The organism is Okeania sp., assembly GCF_035285525.1.
In the GTDB taxonomy this organism is placed as follows: domain Bacteria; phylum Cyanobacteriota; class Cyanobacteriia; order Cyanobacteriales; family Microcoleaceae; genus Trichodesmium.
Genome location: NZ_JAYKGW010000015.1, coordinates 1 through 18150, shown reverse-complemented (window position 1 = coordinate 18150; position 18150 = coordinate 1). Strand labels below are relative to the sequence as shown.

The 18150-nt window shown below is 36.1% G+C and carries 11 protein-coding genes and 1 pseudogene; 6 read left to right on the top strand and 6 right to left on the bottom strand.

The window, feature by feature from the left end:
• Positions 1 to 175: 175 nt before the first annotated feature.
• Positions 176 to 743: pseudogene (locus VKJ25_RS01500) on the bottom strand (Uma2 family endonuclease).
• A gap of 419 nt (positions 744 to 1162) precedes the next feature.
• A complete protein-coding gene (locus VKJ25_RS01490) occupies positions 1163 to 3145 on the bottom strand; it encodes a DUF6798 domain-containing protein (RefSeq protein WP_324234855.1) in 1983 nt (660 codons plus the stop codon).
• 971 nt (positions 3146 to 4116) lie between these two features.
• On the opposite strand from VKJ25_RS01490, the gene VKJ25_RS01485 reads away from it, so the two are divergent.
• The 4 genes from VKJ25_RS01485 (at position 4117) to VKJ25_RS01470 (ending at position 8862) form a co-directional block, all read left to right on the top strand.
• The gene (locus VKJ25_RS01485) at positions 4117 to 5814 is read left to right on the top strand and encodes a CHAT domain-containing protein (RefSeq protein WP_324234854.1); all 1698 of its coding nucleotides are present in this window, start codon (positions 4117 to 4119) and stop codon (positions 5812 to 5814) included.
• 413 nt (positions 5815 to 6227) lie between these two features.
• Positions 6228 to 6830 (top strand): hypothetical protein, encoded by a 603-nt coding sequence (locus VKJ25_RS01480; RefSeq protein ID WP_324234853.1) that lies wholly within the window; start codon positions 6228 to 6230, stop codon positions 6828 to 6830.
• A 127-nt stretch (positions 6831 to 6957) separates the two neighbouring features.
• On the top strand, positions 6958 to 8046 hold the full coding sequence (locus VKJ25_RS01475; RefSeq protein ID WP_324234852.1) for an alpha-hydroxy acid oxidase: 1089 nt from the start codon (positions 6958 to 6960) through the stop codon (positions 8044 to 8046).
• Between the two features lie 297 nt (positions 8047 to 8343).
• On the top strand, positions 8344 to 8862 hold the full coding sequence (locus VKJ25_RS01470) for an NINE protein (protein WP_324234851.1): 519 nt from the start codon (positions 8344 to 8346) through the stop codon (positions 8860 to 8862).
• Between the two features lie 160 nt (positions 8863 to 9022).
• Here VKJ25_RS01470 and VKJ25_RS01465 read toward each other — a convergent pair whose 3' ends face one another.
• Positions 9023 to 11329, bottom strand: a complete 2307-nt coding sequence (locus VKJ25_RS01465) for a TOMM precursor leader peptide-binding protein (protein ID WP_324234850.1) — start codon at positions 11327 to 11329, stop codon at positions 9023 to 9025.
• A gap of 519 nt (positions 11330 to 11848) precedes the next feature.
• Here VKJ25_RS01465 and VKJ25_RS01460 point away from each other — a divergent pair.
• Entirely contained in the window at positions 11849 to 12094 is a 246-nt protein-coding gene (locus tag VKJ25_RS01460; RefSeq protein ID WP_324234849.1) for a UPF0175 family protein, read from the top strand.
• 302 nt (positions 12095 to 12396) lie between these two features.
• On the top strand, positions 12397 to 13059 hold the full coding sequence (trmB, locus tag VKJ25_RS01455) for a tRNA (guanosine(46)-N7)-methyltransferase TrmB (RefSeq protein ID WP_324234848.1): 663 nt from the start codon (positions 12397 to 12399) through the stop codon (positions 13057 to 13059).
• Between the two features lie 472 nt (positions 13060 to 13531).
• On the opposite strand, the gene VKJ25_RS01450 is transcribed toward trmB, so the two are convergent.
• From VKJ25_RS01450 to VKJ25_RS01440, 3 genes are all read right to left on the bottom strand, one after another.
• The gene (locus VKJ25_RS01450) at positions 13532 to 14713 is read right to left on the bottom strand and encodes a hypothetical protein (RefSeq protein WP_324234847.1); all 1182 of its coding nucleotides are present in this window, start codon (positions 14711 to 14713) and stop codon (positions 13532 to 13534) included.
• Positions 14714 to 15343: 630 nt separating this feature from the next.
• The gene (locus VKJ25_RS01445) at positions 15344 to 17170 is read right to left on the bottom strand and encodes a serine/threonine-protein kinase (protein WP_324234846.1); all 1827 of its coding nucleotides are present in this window, start codon (positions 17168 to 17170) and stop codon (positions 15344 to 15346) included.
• A 738-nt stretch (positions 17171 to 17908) separates the two neighbouring features.
• The coding region (locus tag VKJ25_RS01440; protein ID WP_324234845.1) for a DUF4351 domain-containing protein at positions 17909 to 18150 on the bottom strand (242 nt) is incomplete at its 5' end.

Sequence of the window (18150 nt, the reverse complement as noted above, 5' to 3'; positions counted from 1 at the left end):
CTCTTAGCCAAGGATTTTAATCTTTTCAGTATTTTTTGAATAAGAAGAAAAATAGATAATTTAGTTATCTAAAAATGACTTAAGCTCTTAGCCAAGGATTTTAATCCTTGACTAGGTAAGCTGGTATAATTAAATCGCAATTGCTGTATATTATATGGAAAATTTGCCAGCAAATTTATTCCTCTTCATCAAACACAGGCCGCCAAAGTTCAACAATAGGTAATTCCCACTCACCAAATAATTCAGGAATAGTCAAATCATCTCCATTTTTAAACTGAATTTCTTCACCATTAGCAGCATAAACTATAACTATTTGCTTGTCTGGGTCTATCAATATTTCTACTTCTGCTCCTAATTCTAAATACTTCTTAATTTTCTCTTCCAAAGGTTTAATTCTGTCACTTTGAGATTTAATTTCTACTACTAAATCAGGCGTTAATTCTCCAAAATAACGAACACTTTTTTTGAGACGTTTAGCACGAACAAAAGAAACATCAGGAACTTTGAGATTATTATCAGGAAGAATAAAAGCACCACTAGAATCAAACAAACTTCCAAGACGACGTGGCTCAACCCAATTACCTAATAGCCTCGTTAACCGAGCGCCAACTTCACTAGAAACAATATCTGATGGATTCATAACTAATTATATTTCCTTCCTCTAATTCTAGTTGATAATCTAAATCTGCTTGACTTAGAGTACCTTGCAAAATTTCCAAGTCTTTAACTGTGAGATTTGGCATATAATTTTATCTTAATTCAATAATTTTGTGGTAAATTTTAATTGTTATACAATGCGTAGTCCAGTAGTACAAACTTTCAGGTAAAATTAATTACTATAATATAATTTTAGCAGAAAACTTTTAACATTTTGAATCTTGATTCCTGACCCCTAACTGCCAGAAAAATATTACAACTTAAATAGGATTCCTACATGACTCTTAAAGAATTAGAAACTCAACTCTTAGCATTAACACCCTTATTTAATTTAGTCATCTAAAGATGACTTAAACTATTAGCCAAGAATTTTAATTCTTGACAATGAAATCGAAAACGTGCCTGATTGTTTTTGGTTTTATGGTTGGGTTGAGGAAGGAAACCCAACCTATTAGCTAGATACTATAGCAATAATTGTAATTATAACTGATAAATCAAGCCTCTACTAATCAGAATTTATCTGAAAAATCACCCATTTTCCCTCCTTATCAAGAACTTTTCCCTGAATATCTCCATGCCATTTAACCATAGTCAAAATATATTTAGCTCCATATTTTTTCGCCACATTAACTAACTCTTTTCCTGTCTGTTGTGGAAACAAAATTTCCATCGATCCTACTGCTAATTTATCATTCAAAGGAACGCCAAAAACATCTTCCATTCGATTTTTCCACTGTCTAATTCCTTTATCTGTTTGGGGAAAATGTTTAAAGTCAACAATAACTGCTCTCTCTGAAAAAAATTGAAAATTTGACACAAATGGAGGAATTAAAATTACATCATCTTGATCGCTAATTTCTCTAAATCTTAAAGCTAATTTCGTAACCTCATTTTGTGGAACTCTGTTAAATTTTACCTGTTGGTTAAATACCTGTAAAATTTTTCCTGGTAATGCTTCAAATAATCCTAAAATAAATAATAAAGTCGTGGCGATCGCTAAACTATAAGTCATTAATTTTTTCAGAGCGATTCCTGGGTCAAGCTCATCTAAAATAAACGGAAATACTAAGACCAAAAATAAACCAGGCATCATAAACAAACGATTAATAATTAAATTCATCGGTGGATGTAACAAGTAAAATATTAATCCTCCTAACAGAAGGAACCAAGCTATTATTTTGTAGCGCCATTTCTCCATAAAAAATAATCCTAATGATAAGATAAAAAAGCAAATTCCCTGATAAGGTACAGGCAAAATTAGAGAAATTATCAAAAGTAAACCAACCCCTAAATTTCTTTGTTGATATAACTGATCAACCAATATACCTACAGCAATAAATATTATTAATTGAGCCAAAGGAACAGTTCTTGCCAACTGTAATTTAGCAAATAAAGCTAAGGGGTAAACTTCCAGAAAAATATAACCTAAAAACAAAGCCAAAATTGACTCAGCAATAATTAAATAAAACTTCCATTTATCTAAACCTTTTGTGTCAGTCAAAATTAAATCTTTTTTAGTTCCTTGATTTTTGGGAAAAGGGGAAATGTGGGAAATTTTTTTCTCTGTTCTCGACTGCTGTAAATCTTCCGATTTAAGAATATCAATTTTGTGAATACACAGACAACCACCCAAAATAAAACAGATAAAATCTAACCTACTTTGCCAATGCCAATAAGCAGGAATAATATGATGAGGATTTCTAACCCAACCATAGATAAAGACAAATTCTTCATTGGTTAATTGATCCGTGCTAGTTGTTCCAGTTAATACCATTGGTAGATAAACTAAACAAGCAAAACTCAAGCAAATAACTAACGGCAAAATCACTGAAAAAATCAATTTAGTAAAATTTTTGAATTTTTCCAAAGAGTTAACTTGTTTAATATTCTGATTTTTTATCACTTCAATTAACATAATAGGAATCATCATAACTCCCGGTAAAACACCAACCAAAAATTGTAAAATTGAAGCAATGCCAAAAAATAAATAACCAATTATCCATCTTTGGCGAAAACAAAAATAAAACCCCCAAACTGTGAAACTCATGGCAAATGTTGCCGGAATGGGAGTATTAGGAAAAAGTTCTAAATATCCAATTAATGTGTAGGATGTTAGACTCAGAAAAATTAAAACTGCTGTTGATAATTTGGAAGGAGTAAAAATTTTACTTATGGCAGATAAACCCCAGATAAAACTAATAAATGAAGTTAGATAAAAAATCAAATAAGCGAGATAAATATTGCCAGTAATTTTGCTCAACAAATAAACCAAATATTGATAGTAATATCTAGGAGTAAACTGCAACATTTCCTGAACATAGTAATCATTATTATAGAGTCCAGGATTCAACATTGATTTGATTTGAGGAACGTGAGTATAATGATTTCCCACAGGAAAAGTATACCCTCTGGTAATGAATGAACCAAGAATTATAAAAGTAAATAAGGATAGGAAAAAATGCCAATTATATTTTGTCAATTTCCACATTTGTTGTTAGAGAAGTCAAAATTTAAAAGTAAGAAGTAAGAAGTAGGAAGTAGGAAGTAGGAAGTTAAAATTCCAAAGTTAAAATTCCAAAGTTAAAAGTAAGAAGTAGGAAGTTAAAATTCCAAAGTTAAAAGTAAGAAGTAAGAAGGAAAAATTATCCAATTGTGCTTCCCGTTCTTATGAGGTATAGTAAAATACTTATGCTTTCCGTAAAAGAAAAATAATGAATGACGGAATGAATATTGTTTGTCTATTGCCTAAAACTATGAATATTATCTACCTCATAACGCGCCGAAACTGCTGTAATATCCTTAGATTAATTCCTAACTGGACTTTGAGATTTTTTATAATGCCAACTATATTTTCTCAAATTCCACATTTTTTTGTTATAAAAGGAAGAACTAAGAAGTAAGAAGTAGGAAAAAATACCAATTATATTTTCTCAAATTCCACATTTTTTGTTAGAGAAGGAAGAAGTAAGAAGTAAGAAGGAAAATTTATCTAATTGCGCTTCCCGTTCTTATGAGATATAGTAAACTACTTATACTTTCCGTGAGAGAAAAATAATGATAGAATGAATATTTTTTTGCCTATTGCCTAAAACTGTATTATCTACTTTATAACAAGCCAAAACTGCTGTAATATCCTTAGATTAATTACCAATAGCTAATATGAATAAATATCTAGACAAAACTAAATCACCTAATTTTCTTTTCTTTAATCACAGTAATAATGTAGTGGCGAATAGGCATTTTCGCTGCGCGACATGGAAAGTAGAGCATTCCCTATACAAAAACGCTCCTACATTAACTTTAAATTACGGATAGCTCAATCCTTCTCAGTACCAGTATCTTACTTGCGTTGGTCTACTATTCCCTACTTCCTCTTTCCTCAAGATAGATAAACTCACATAAATATAAATATATTCAAGTAAATTAAGAATAATAATAATAACAATATAAAAAAATTGAATGCCTTTCCCTCCAGAAAGTCCCTGCTTAAGTATAGCGATCGCCCGTCTGAACATCCCAGAAACTAATCATTTTGCCACCTGGGTAATGCAAGCTCCTTTGCAACGGGGATATGTCCACCATGACCAGGTATGGCCAGAAACCTTATCACAAGCTTGGCAAACTTGGTTAGAAGTCTTCTCTCCCGAAAATTTACCTGCGATTCCTATTGGTACAGCTCAGCCTGACTCAGAGTCTACCACAAATATTCATCCAGACCCCGAATCTGGCGTCAAAATCAACATTACCACCCGCTTAATGCAAAATCTAGGCATCAGCATTTGGCAGTGGCTATTTCAAGGAGAAATCGCTGATAGTTTACACCAAAGTCAAGGTATTGCCATTGGCCAAAAACTGCCCTTAAGAGTAAGATTAGATATTCGCGAACCAGAATTAATTGCCCTACCCTGGGAAATTATGCAACCAGGAGTCGCTTTACCTGCCTTTTCTCTAAATCGGGAAATTTTGTTCAGTCGTACCACCAGTGATGTTAATCCCTTACGAAATCAACAACCTTCCCAATTTCTGAATATTCTATTAGTAATTGGGGAAAATACCTCCAAAGGGCAATTCCTCACAACTAATGGCCATCAATCCCAATTAAAACTGGAAAAAGAGGTAGCCCAACTAATAGAGGTTTTGACACCTCAAAATATCCCCAATCCTAATCCACCTAAACCTAATCCTACTATTCCTTGTAGAGTTGATACCCTAATTCAGCCCACTCCAGAAGAATTAATTTCCTATTTAGATAAAAAAATATATAATGTTCTATTCTATGCTGGTCACGGTAAACCAGGTCCAGATGGAGGCTGCCTATTTTTAGCACCTGACACCACCCTTAATGGTACCGAGTTAGCCCAAATTTTAGTTCGTAATGGAGTAACCCTAGCAGTATTCAATGCTTGCTGGGGAGCGCAACCTGTTACAGAAAATCTATCTTCTGGTGAAGTAAAAGTAATACCACGCAGTAGTCTAGTAGAAGTATTAATTCATCATGGAGTACCTGCTGTTTTGGGGATGCGAGATGAAATTGCTGATCGGGAAGCTTTAAGTTTTATTCAAGTTTTGGCTCAAAGTTTGATAGAGGGAATGTTGATAGATCAAGCAGTAACAGTAGCAAGACAACAATTATTAACTCTCTACAAATTTAATCAACCAGCTTGGACATTACCAGTTTTGTATATGCACCCAGAATTTAATGGTCAATTAGTACAAGTATTTGATGAATTAGTAACTCAACTACCTACTAATTCTCCGACTTGGATGGGTAGTTATACTTTTAGAGCTTTTTTACGTTCTCGAAATGATCATAATCAAGTTTGGCCAATTTGGTTTGGGACAATTAAAGTGGGGCGTTCTCCAGAAAATGATGTAGAGATTCCGGAGCGGTGGGTTTCCCAAAAACACGCAGAAATTTTTTGTCGTTACTTACCAAATGAAGAAGTTGAACCCACTTATTTTTTACGAGACATTTCTCGTTTTGGTACTTTAATTTATCAGTCTGATAATTGGCAAAGAATACATCGTGATGAGGTGGCTATAAGTTCAGGATCATTGTTAAAATTTGGCAGTTCTCAAGGTCAAGCTTTTGAATTTGTGATTGAGACAACAGAAGAAATAAGTAGTCAATCAAAGGTAGATTACGGAAATAACTAAGTTATTCCTGTAGCTAAGTAAGTAGTAAAATAGTGGATAATTAATAATTAATAATTAATAATTAATAATTAGGGTTTGGTGAAAAACTCTTTTTGCCAAGGTAGGAAATAGGGAGTAGGGACGTTGCATGACAAAAATGCGAACGTCCTTACAGAGTGTGAAGAAATGGGGGTTATAGAAGAGTTCGTAGTTGATAATAAATAGTCCCTTAATGTTTCTAACTCGCGTTAGCCCAAAATTCTCACTTTTCCTGCTCACTTTAACCGAAAAGCTGGTACTTTTTGAGGACTTAAATTTACTGAAACCTTATATTTGTTAATCCTTTAATATTTAATCAGCAAACTCTAATTTAGAGATATTTGTCATTATTAATTATGCATTATTAATTAATAATATATACTAGGAATAAAATTATGAATAATCAACATTCTCCTTCTCAACTTTCTCTTGATGATGCCTCTACTGAGGTAGAATTAGACTTCTTAAGTACCATTGTTTTAGACGATAATACTTATCCTTGGAATCCTCAAGCACCAGAGTCAGATTCTTACTTTGATTCTCTCGAACAAGAGCTACCATTATCTAATTTACTCAGTGATGCGGAAATAAATTCCACCTGCCAAAATTTTTATAGGCACACAGATAAACTTTGGTTAGTTATTGATACTCAGAATGCTTTACATCAAAAATTTGTCGGCCTTGCTCCCCATAATTTACTTAACAACTTAGGGAAAATTGCGATTAATATCGTTGAGCAAGTGAATCGTTTAGGTTCCACTTTATCTCTCTCAGATCAATTAGTACATTGTGTTAATGAAGTTTTACCAGGTTGGGATTTAGAAGATTTAGAAGTAATGGCGCGTCCCCTTGCTTATTCCATGCGTGGAGATAAAAATAATGCGGTAGAAAAAACTTTGGCAACCATAGAATCTGCTGATTGGTATGATTTATCTGAAGTTGAACAAGTAAGGTTAAGTTTAGCGATCGCTCTCTATGCCATATCTTATTGTCAGTAGTTAGGATTTGCCAAATTCAGTTATCAGTTATCAGTTATCCCCCCTTTGAAAGAGGGGCAGAAGGTAGGAGGCAGAAGGAAAAGATTTGATGTATTTTTAAGATAAATAATTTTATTTTATCAATCTAATGAACAAACCTATTAATCTGTTTGAGTATGAATCTTTAGCTCCAGAATATTTATCTCAAATCGTACTAGATTATTATGCTAGTGGTGCTTGGGATGAAATTACTTTGCGAGATAATCGTACTGCTTATGCAAAATATAAACTTAGACCACGAATGTTAGTGGATGTTAGTCAACGAAATTTAAGTACCAAAATTTTGGGGAAACCAATCAAAATGCCGATTTTAATTGCTCCTATGGCATTTCAATGTTTGGCGCATTCAGAAGGAGAATTAGCAACAGCAAAAGTAGCAGCAGAATTAGGCATAACAATGGTATTAAGTACCATGTCAAACACAACTTTAGAAGATGTAGCATTAGCGGCCGATGTACCCAGAAGTTTGTGGTTTCAACTCTATGTGCATCGCGATCGCTCCCTGACTCGTGCTTTAGTTGAAAGAGCAGAAGCAGCAGGTTATCAAGCATTATGTGTGACAGCTGATGCACCAATTTTAGGTGTTAGGGAACGAGACCGAAAAAATAAATTTACTTTACCATCTAATCTGAAATTAGCTAATTTAGCCTCAATGGCAAATTTAGAAATTCCGGAAACAGAAGATGAGTCTGGATTATTTACTTATTTTGCTCATCAACTCGATTCAGCTCTGACTTGGCAAGATATTGAATGGTTGCAGTCATTGACATCATTACCTATAGTAGTGAAAGGAATTTTACGGGGAGATGATGCTATTCGAGCAGTTGAACATGGAGCCAAAGGAATTATTGTTTCTAATCATGGTGGTAGACAGTTAGATGGAGCGATCGCTACTATTGATGCTCTTCCAGAGGTAGTGGCAGCAGTAGGAAATAAGGTGGATGTGTTGATGGATGGGGGGATTCGCAGAGGTACAGATATTTTGAAAGCTTTGGCATTGGGAGCAAAAGCAGTTTTAGTTGGCCGTCCGGTTTTGTGGGCGTTAGCGGTGGATGGAGAAAATGGAGTGCGGCATTTGTTGGAGTTATTGAGTAGTGAATTAGATGTGGCTATGGCATTGAGTGGTTGTGCTAAGGTAGAAAATATAGATGCTAGTTTGGTCTGTAAGTTCAGCTAGTAAAATTGAAAATTTATATCGAATCTTATATTTATTTACCGAATTAATAATGTAAATAATGAAATAATTCGCGCCTTGAAGCTTCCCCTTTAAAAAGGAAAAAACGGTCTTTTCGGCCCTTGAGCAGACATGAAAAGCGGAGCTTCCTGTAGGGTGAGATGGATGGGTTCTCTAACCATTTCTAATCGACCAAGAAAAATAAATTTTTTCCTTTTATTTAATACTCTTCCTTTTAAGGAGAGGTAATTATCAATTATCCATTATCAATTATCCATTATTGAAATAGGAACTCAAAAAATGAACAAATCTAAAATTGTTGATAATTCTAAAGTACGTCAAATAGATGAAACTAGAAATACAGGTATGGCTTACCTTTTATGGTGTTCTAGTTTTTTCGGTATTTGTGGATTACATAGATTTTATTCGGGTAAATATTTCACAGGCACTATCTGGTTAGGTACCTTAGGTTTATTAGGGATAGGTCAATTTTTTGATTTATTTTTTATTCCTGGAATGGTAGAAGAGAAAAATCTGAAAATGCTGAAGAAGCGATTAGATTCTGGGGATATTTTTAATTATTTACCCCAGGAACAAATAGAGAGGATTTTAGAAAAAAATCCTCCCAAATCGGACACACAAATTATTCTTGAATTGGCAAAGAAACATCCAGAGGGAATTTCTATAGCAGATTGTATTATTGCCACAAATAAAACTGTACCAGAAGTGAAAGAACTGTTAAAAAGTTTATATCTACAGGGATTAGTTGAAATGGAAAATCACCCAGAAACAGGAGCAGTTATTTATAAAGTTTTTTAACAAAAATACAGCAGATTCAGTGCTATTTTTCGGGAACTGTGCCTTTTGCTCGCGTAGGTAGGTGTACCTCACCAAAGTGGAATCTGCTGTATTTTTGGACTGGTAGGATGCCCATCCCACAAGAATTATCCCTTCTAACCTTTTCTTTCCTTCTGCCTTCTTAAAGCACCATCGGTATTGAACTCATCTGCTCCTCTGACAATGCTTCAGATAACCAAGCCATTTTCACCGGAACATCATACAGCCTTCCTTTGCCAAACCGCGACCAAAAATGACGCAACCCAGGCACGATCACCTTAACTACTTTTAACCCAATATCCGGACGAGTCTGATCTAATACCAAAGTTTCCATTCCTGCTGCTTGAGCAATTTTCACACAAGTCAAAACATCATTATAAATGTCATCGCTCCAAAGTTGCGGATAATCTCCATAAACCTTAGCAGGTATTTCTGGATGAGGAGCTAAATAAGGATGACTTGCTACAGTTGCTGTCATCATCCATTCTTGCATCCCTTCCTCCATCTGACTAATCTCTTGCCGATCCATTCCCAATCCAATTTGATTGAGTTCCGTTACTGCTCGCAGAATGGCAATTTTGGGGTCAAAATGCGCTCCAAAACCAGAAATAATTCGCTCATATTCTCCTTCAACTCGACGGGAAACGGCAGTAAAAGCAGGTATTCCTAAATCTGTAGTTAAATCCAACACCCATAACTCCCGCTGATTTTTTCGATAAAATTTTTGCAATTCTAATAAATAGCGATCGTCAAAACTGGCTAAATCTACCCCCGGACGCTGCAAACTATTATACCACCAAATCGCTACACTGTCGCGCTCCACTAATTCCATAAATCCTTGCAAAATTGCTTCTTCTATGGTATTTCCCGCAGCGTTACCATTGGAATCACCTGCACAAAAATTATGCTTTTTGGGCAATTTATAACCATAATAACAAAAAGCAGTAGGCAAATATTTGTGTTTCTGCTCCGTCAGCGACCACACTGGAGTCCATTCAATTTTTTGACGGGCATCAAAAGGTTGGGGAATCCAATCATGCTCTACTTTACAGTTAGCATTCAATTTCTCCCGATTAGCATACTGCGTCAGACTAAAATGCAGAATTTTTTCTGGATGAATACCTCGATCTCCCAAATCAGCTAAAGTTGACTTTTTCCGAGGTTCGTCTCCCTGGAATATTCCCGAATAACGTTCGATCGCTTCACAAAAACCACTAGCTCTAGATTGGCGATCAGTTTTACCTTTACCTCCACTTTGATGACGTAGGGAAGGACGCAAAGCATCCAAATTTTTAGCTATAGCAAAACCATGAATAGCAGTGTAAGTATGAACCACAGGATTTTCAGGCTCGGAAACTCGCACTAATGCACTGACAACTCCAGTAATGGGACTGATTAATTTTTCGTAGCGTTTGGTTGTTTGATCGGGAGTAACAGCGCGATGACCGCCATCTGTGGTAAAATGCTTTTTCCGACTGGTGAGAGTAAGAGGATAAAAAGACATTTCTTGGAGTAATTTGGGATTTCCACAAGCTGGACATTGGGGGCGTTTACTCAAAAAGTGAGTCTCTGTGGTTAGGTTAGCTTGATTGAAAGTAATTACTTTGCCAGCAAGAGTGGTAAAGTAGGGCATTTCCACCCCACTTTGTTGTACTATCCATTTGGCAACTTCCGTGGTGATGAGATTGATAGCAGTTGCTAAAGTTGAAGGGAGGAAAACAGCAGGAGGAGGCAAACATCCAGAAACTTTTCTTTTGGTCGTACTAGAAGCAATAGATTTTTGTTTTTGTCGCCAAACCGTAGCTTCTACTTTTCGATGTCCGCGCAAACGTTGACTCAAACATTCCCAACATCCTATATCTGGTGCAAATATGGGACCTAACCACAGCAAACTGCCTACTGGTTTTGCTAATAACCAAGGTTGGTTAGCTGAGACGTTAGCTTTATTGATTTCTGCCAGTTGTGGTTGGAGGTAGTCATCGGTGAGAACAACTAATAATGCGTTGCGATCTGACGTGAGTGGGTAGTCTTCCCAAAGTTTAGTTTTGATACCTACTGCGGTCAAACTTTCGATTAATAAATCTGTGGTTGTTTCTCCCACTGAGGCGACATAAACGGTGATTTTTTGGAGAAAGTCGGCAGCGAGTTGAGGTTCTACGTTGAGTAATGACCAAAATGCAGCAGCAGGTGGGGATAGTTCGGGGGTTGCTTGGGTTAAATAACCTTTGGTTTGGAGATGGTTAAGAAGATATTCGACATCTTCTGGGTTTACTATTTCTGCTAACGTTTGACAGATTTCTTCAAAGGTATGTTGACCATCTAATAGGGGAATGAGCTGACAATAAAATTCTCCAGTCAGGGTCTCGGTAGAATTTTCTCCCAGGAGGTAAACGTGTTTGGGTTCGATAATTTCGATGCGATAGTGGGGCTTGATTTGTGGGTTTGACATTATAAATTATTTTAGTTAATTATGTAAGTTTGGTTGTTCGCGTTAGCATTGCGCAGCAAAGCAAAGCATGGAATGACACCAAACAAGTATTATAGCGCTATGTACAATTTAAAAGTTAAAAATAATCCCTGAGTAGCTTTAACCTAGAGGTTCGTAAAATGTAACAGGACTAAAGCCATGTGAACCCAGAAACCCGGTACGAGCGTAGATGTCTATTGCTCAAAACAAGGATTTATCCTAGAAACCAGGTTCCTCCCGTGTAAGTCCTATGTAAATAAATCTTGCCAAAAAACTCTAACTATTAGAGAATAGTGTTATTGTTGATTTGAGTTAATAATATGAATTTCAATTATCTTGATTATTATCAATATTTACTTAATTCTCATACAAACGAATGGCTCAGTAGAAGCAGGAAGTAAACATTGGATTGTCAGGTTATGTGAGTCTTTGTATTAGTTTTATAGATGCAGTTGTCATAGACTTTAGCCTTCAGCAGTGTTAATTAATTTTCAAATAACAATGAGTTTATTAATATCAGATCAAATTCTACAAGCAAGTGGCTTGTCAGAAGATCAATTATTAGTAGAAATTTTGATGATGCTTTTTCAACAAGAAAAAATCAGTTTAGGTAAAGCTAGTGAGTTGCTAGGAATACACCGAATGCAATTTCAGAAATTAATCAGCGATCGTAGAATTTGTGTTCATTACGACGTAGTAGAATTTCAGGAAGACCTCAAAACATTACAAAAGGAACCCTGGCGATGATTATTGTTAGTAATACTTCTCCCATTTCTAATTTAGCCATTGATAAAAATGGAAATTCCTAATTTTATTGCCTTTTCACTGGAGAAACTTCCTTAACAGTTCCTATGTAGAAAACTAACTGATAACCGATAACTGACATGACATTTACTTTATCCCTAATTTCTGAATTCATTCTTATCCAAAAAGATGACAAAATTAGATTATTATAAAGAGTCTTCCGTTGGGGAGTTTCTTTTAGAGAAGTAGAGGGCTGAAAGCTGACGGCTAATAGCTAAATGCTTAAAATAATGGAGGTTTAAATTTTGGCAAGAGTAAGAGTTAGACAGCACGTTAATCCTTTATCTAGCAGATATCAACAGTCAATAAAGATTCCTAATTTGAGTGGTATTTATACAGATATGAACAAACCATTACATTTGGATATTGGTTGTGCTAGAGGTAGATTTTTATGGCAGATGGCACAGGTAGAACCTGAGTGGAATTTTCTAGGTTTAGAAATACGAGAACCTTTAGTTATAGAAGCTAATAATTTGCGAGATGAACAAGGTTTAAATAATTTGCATTATTTGTTTTGTAATGCGAATATTTCCCTAGCAGAAATATTTGATTCTTTGCCAAAAGGAATATTAAAAAGAGTCTCTATTTTATTTCCCGATCCTTGGTTTAAAAGACGTCATCAAACCCGTCGAGTTGTACAACCAAAATTAGTTGAAGATTTAGCAAATTATTTAACAGTGGGAGGAGAAATTTTTTTACATTCTGATGTAGAAAAAGTAGCCAAAGAAATGTGCGATCGCTTCTCAAAAAATAGTTCATTTTCTCGAACTTCTAATGATTGGTTAAAGGAAAATATTTTGCCTGTTTTATCAGAAAGAGAAAAGGCAACTTTAGCTAAAAATCAACCTGTATATCGAGCATTATTTATGACATCAGAAGTTAGAATTCAGGAGTATAAAATTGGTTAGTCCTCCATTAATATAGAAGCAATTTTGTGGAATGGGGATCTTGCCCGTTCCTGATTTTTGGGGACAGGCAGGATGCCCATACCGGCGATGAAACATTTGCACAAAGAAACCGGGTTTCTTGAAGAAACCCGGTTTCTGGGTGTATCAATGGTGAGGTACAGTAAGTCCTGATTTAGTAAGGGAGCAAGATGCTCCGATAGTTTAAACTGTTCCCTGTTCCCAGTTAAGTGTTCCCTCATTTAGTAAGGGAGCAAGATGCTCCCACTACTGTTTACCTTGAAAAGATAATGATGGGTTGCTGATTAAACCTCAAAGAATTATTAAATCAAAATCAGCATAGCCAAAATTTTGTAGGGACGTTAGCATTTTTGTTATGCAAGGTCCCTACTATGGTTTACCAAAATGAAAACCGCTGTAAGTGGAAAACAACATTCTCGACGCAAGATTTTACGCGCGGTGGAATCTACTCTGCTTACTGTAGCACAAAATCAGACTCGCTAATATTGGGCGCTCCTTCTAAGGTGGCAAATTTACCGCCACCACCAAAACCACTGAGGGCGCTATTGGCGTTGTAGTATAAATCTCCAGTGGAGCGGTCGTAGACGATATCAGCGACAGAGTTGGCAACGGCGCGTTTGTTCTTGACGATATCAAATTCGCGATTGATGCTAAATCCTTCTCCTGCTTTACTGCGGAGGGTGATGAAAACATCGCGTTCGAGGATTATTTCGTCAACCTCTGGTTGAAAGTCGGTGATTTTATCGGTGCCCAAGTTTTTTTGGCTGTAGGGTTTGTTACCGCCGAAAAGGAAGTCGTCTGCTCCGTTACCACCAGTGAGAATATCGTTGCCAGCAGCACCAGTAAGGATATCTTTACCCCCTTTGCCGTTGATGCGATCGCTATTCTTAGTTCCTGTTAATCGGTTATTGCCATTGTTGCCGTTGATACTTTTTGTAGGTTTGGAGCTACCCTCCTCTTCCGAGGAAAAGTTCCATTGGAGGATGTCTATATTACCATTCTCGAAGTCGGTTGTTGCAGCGCTGAACCCTACATAAGCTCTTTTACCAACAGTATCCTTAAGGTCTATTTTGCTTGAAAATAGTGAATTTCGTGGCTTCTGGTCGGTACTGGATAGAAAAACCTCGAGCTTATCATTTTTGCCATTATAGTCAATCCAAGCATGAATGACATTGCCACTATCCATATCTTGGTTGGCTTCAACAAAATCTAAAGATCCGAGATTCCCATTTTTATTAAGTCCAATGTGATTGTCACCAGGATCGTCATACTCACTACCATAATTAGTGTCTTTAGTATCAAATTCTATACCTATGTTTGAGGAGATACCTCTGTATCCAAGGGATCCTGCTCCACTTTCGCCTAGAGTATTATCCTTCCTGGGATCGTTTTGGAGCATGAAGACCAAACCTTGGACGTCATCGAAAGGTGATTTAGAAATTTGAAACTGGAAGTATGTTTCAAAAGAGGTATTTTCAGTAATCTTGATAGGTTTGGAGAAAAAAGCGCTGCCCCACTGAGCATTAGAATTTTGATTTGTCAAGCGTAGAAGACTTTGGCTCCCCTCTTGTGCTGCGCTACCGTTTAGAGTTAACTTGGATATTTTATCGAAGTTCTTGAAATTGAATTTTGCCATAGATGCCTCTATCTAGATTATGTCTACGGTTGACTATTGTAATTGTGTTGAAAAAAAAATCAACATTTTAATTATAATTTAAGGTTATCACGAAAGAAAATTTAAGAAAAGATAATGGAGCTTAAAAAATGCTTTGAGATTTATAGGACTTACGCAAAGAAACCCGGTTTCTTTGAGAAACCGGGTTTCTGGGTTTCTGGATTCAGTTCAAACCACGAGATTTTGTTGATAAACCCAGTTTCTGCGTAAGTCCTGATTTAATCAGCAAGTCCTAATTACTATATCCAAGTCATTGCGACTGGAAGAAAATAGTTTTGTGTATGGGGGAATCTTGCCGGTGCCTAATTTTTGGGGACGGGTAGGATGCCCATTCCACTTCTATTATTTCCAACTGCACAAAGAAACCCGGTTTCTTTAAGAAACCGGGTTTCTAGGTCTATCATGGTGAGGTAAACCCCCGGGAGCAGGATGCACGGTTCCCAAAAAATCGCACTAAGAACAATAACTCTAACCTAGACCTGAATTTTTAAACAACTATTACCTTTTATTAAGCGCAACATCAGGTCGAAATGGTATAAGAACATTGAATCAGCAACCCTTAATTATCAATTATCAATTATCAATTATCCATTATCTCACCCTTTGCCACACACCGACACTTCCATCCCCACAACCGGCTGCCAACATTTGACCATCCACACTAAATGTTATCGCATTCACTACTGCCTCTTGACTCAATACTGCGATCTCCTCCATTGTATAAGGATTCCATAAATACAAATTCCCATCCCGACACCCACTCGCTAATATCAAACCATCAGGACTAATAGCAACACTATTCACTCCATCGGGATGCTGCAATATTCCCAATAAATCTCCCGTTGCTAACTGCCACAACCTCACAGTATTGTCACTACTACCACTTGCCAATATCTGACTATCAGGAGCGATCGCTACACTCCGAACGATATCAGTATGACCAGTCAAAGTTAACAACAACTTCCCAGTTTCCACATCCCATAATTTAATCGTCTTATCCCCACTTCCACTTACCAATACCTTGCCATCGGGACTAATAGCAACCGACTCGATCCAAGCAGTATGACCTTTCAAAAATCCCCGCATTTTTCCACTGTTGAGATACCAGACTTTTACTGTTTTGTCGCCATGACCACTAGCCAATATTTGACCATCTTTACTAATAGCGATCGCCTGTACAGCACCCCAGTCTTGACCAAACCAGTTTCCCAAAGTGCGCATCAACTTTCCAGTACCTAAGTTCCAAATCTTGATCGCATTGTCATTACTTCCACTCACTAGGAGTTGACCGTCCGGACTAAAAGCGATCGCCTGCACCCATCCCGAATGACTGAACATCCAACCTCCTAAAATCTGAGGAGCGTTTCCGGTTCCCAGACTCCAGACTTTAATATTATTATCTTCACCACCACTTACGAGATTTTGACCATCAATACTAAATGCTACAGTTCTCACTTTGTCACCATTATTTTCTAAACTTTCTAATGCTTCCCAAGAACTTGCTGTTGTTTGCATTAAGTCTTGCCAAATTTCTTCTACTGAACTATAACGTTGGGACAAAGAGACTTCTAGCATTTTATTAATGATATTACTCAAGGATGTACTCACAGGTCTGGGTATATGTTGTTGCCATAACCATTCTTCACCGTGACGCAAGTCGAAGGGGTCAACTTGAGTCATTAAATGAATACAAATAACTCCCAAGCTATAAATATCGCTAGCAAATACGGGTTGACCTGTTAGCTGTTCTGGAGCTGTATATTCTGGGGAACCAATGACAGTAAAACTGTTGACTTTGGGATTAGTGGAAATAGCTTTGGCAGCACCGAAACCGACTAAACATAAATTTCCGCTCCAGTGATATTCGTTTTCATCAGCACCACGACGAATAATATTTTCTGGTTTCAGGTCGCGATGCAGGACTTGATTTTTGTGAATAAATTGCAAGACAGGGAGTATTTCTCTGAGAAATTGTCTAATTTTTTGTTCGTCAAATGTTCCTTCTTCTTTTAATTCTTGAAGTAAGTTTTTTCCTTGTATATATTCTTGAACTAAATATTGATAGGATGAGACAATAAAGTAGGCTAATAAACTGGGAATTTGGGGATGTTTTCCGAGTTTATCTAATTGTAATGCTTCTCTCTGAAATGATGTTGATGCTTTTTCTATTTCATTGATATTTTGTACTGAATTTTTGCCGGGAGTAGCTATTGGTAAAAATTGTTTAATTACAGAAATTGGTTGGGAAGGAATATCTTCATCAACTGCTAAAAATGTCCGGCTAAATGTGCCAATTCCGATTGGTTTTAGGAGGCGATAATGTTCTCTTAGAATTAGTTTAGCTCCGCAACTTTGACAGAATTTATTTTTGTCTGGGTTTTGAGGTTTTTGACAAGTAGGATTATAGCAATAACTCATATAGCAATCTTATACCAATTTTATAAATGTTTGTTATAGATGGTTGAATTAAGTAAGAAGGAAGAAGGAAGAAGTAAGAAGTAAGAGGGAAGAATTAAGAGGGAAGAATTAAGAGGGAAGAAGTAAGAGGGAAGAAGTAAGAGGGAAGAGGGAAAAATAGAAAAAACATAAAAATGATAGATAAAGCTATCTAAAATGAACTAGAGGAGCTATTTTTTAAGAATATCTGATTGAGACAGACCTTTTTGTAGAATTCGTAAGAATTTATAATTTAGAATTTAGAATTGAAGCAGCTATTCAGGTGGTGGGATTGACAAATAATTATATCTATATTCTTCTGACTTTCCATAGACCTTTTAGTTAGTCTGATTTATAGATTATTTAGTATCCTTGCCGAAAATTTGACCATAGCAGATAGTTTAAATTGTTCCCTGTTCCCTTCTTTCATTAACATACTTTTTCAGCAAATCCTAATTAGGGCTGGCTGAATAAATATAAAAGTCTTTAGAGATAAAGGTTTTAGCAACTTGTTTGTTGGAAAAAAGTAGTAACTTTTAGGTCAAAAAGGTCAAAAAAGTTAGGACAAAAGGCTCACATTTAGCAGAAAAATTAAAAGATAATTCTTCCAGCTAATTCATCTTTAACTTCTATTCCTACTGACTTCCCCTCCTGGGAAGGGTTAGGGGTGGGTTTACTCCCTACTCCCTAAAAATAGCAAGAAGACTTTTTCAGCAAATCCTAATTAGAGTAGCGAGAATTTAACCAACTTTCTAAATCTTCTATACTTTGAAAATCTAATAAATCTTCTCCTAAACTTTCTAAATCTTCAATAGATAAATCTTCAATTTGACTATTTATGGTACTGGGAATGTTTGGAAATCTTTTTTTCAGTAAACGCATCACAAAAGCGATCGCTTCGGATAAACGTCCTTCTGCTTTTCCTTCTGCTTTTCCTTCTGCTTTTCCTTCTGCTTTTCCTT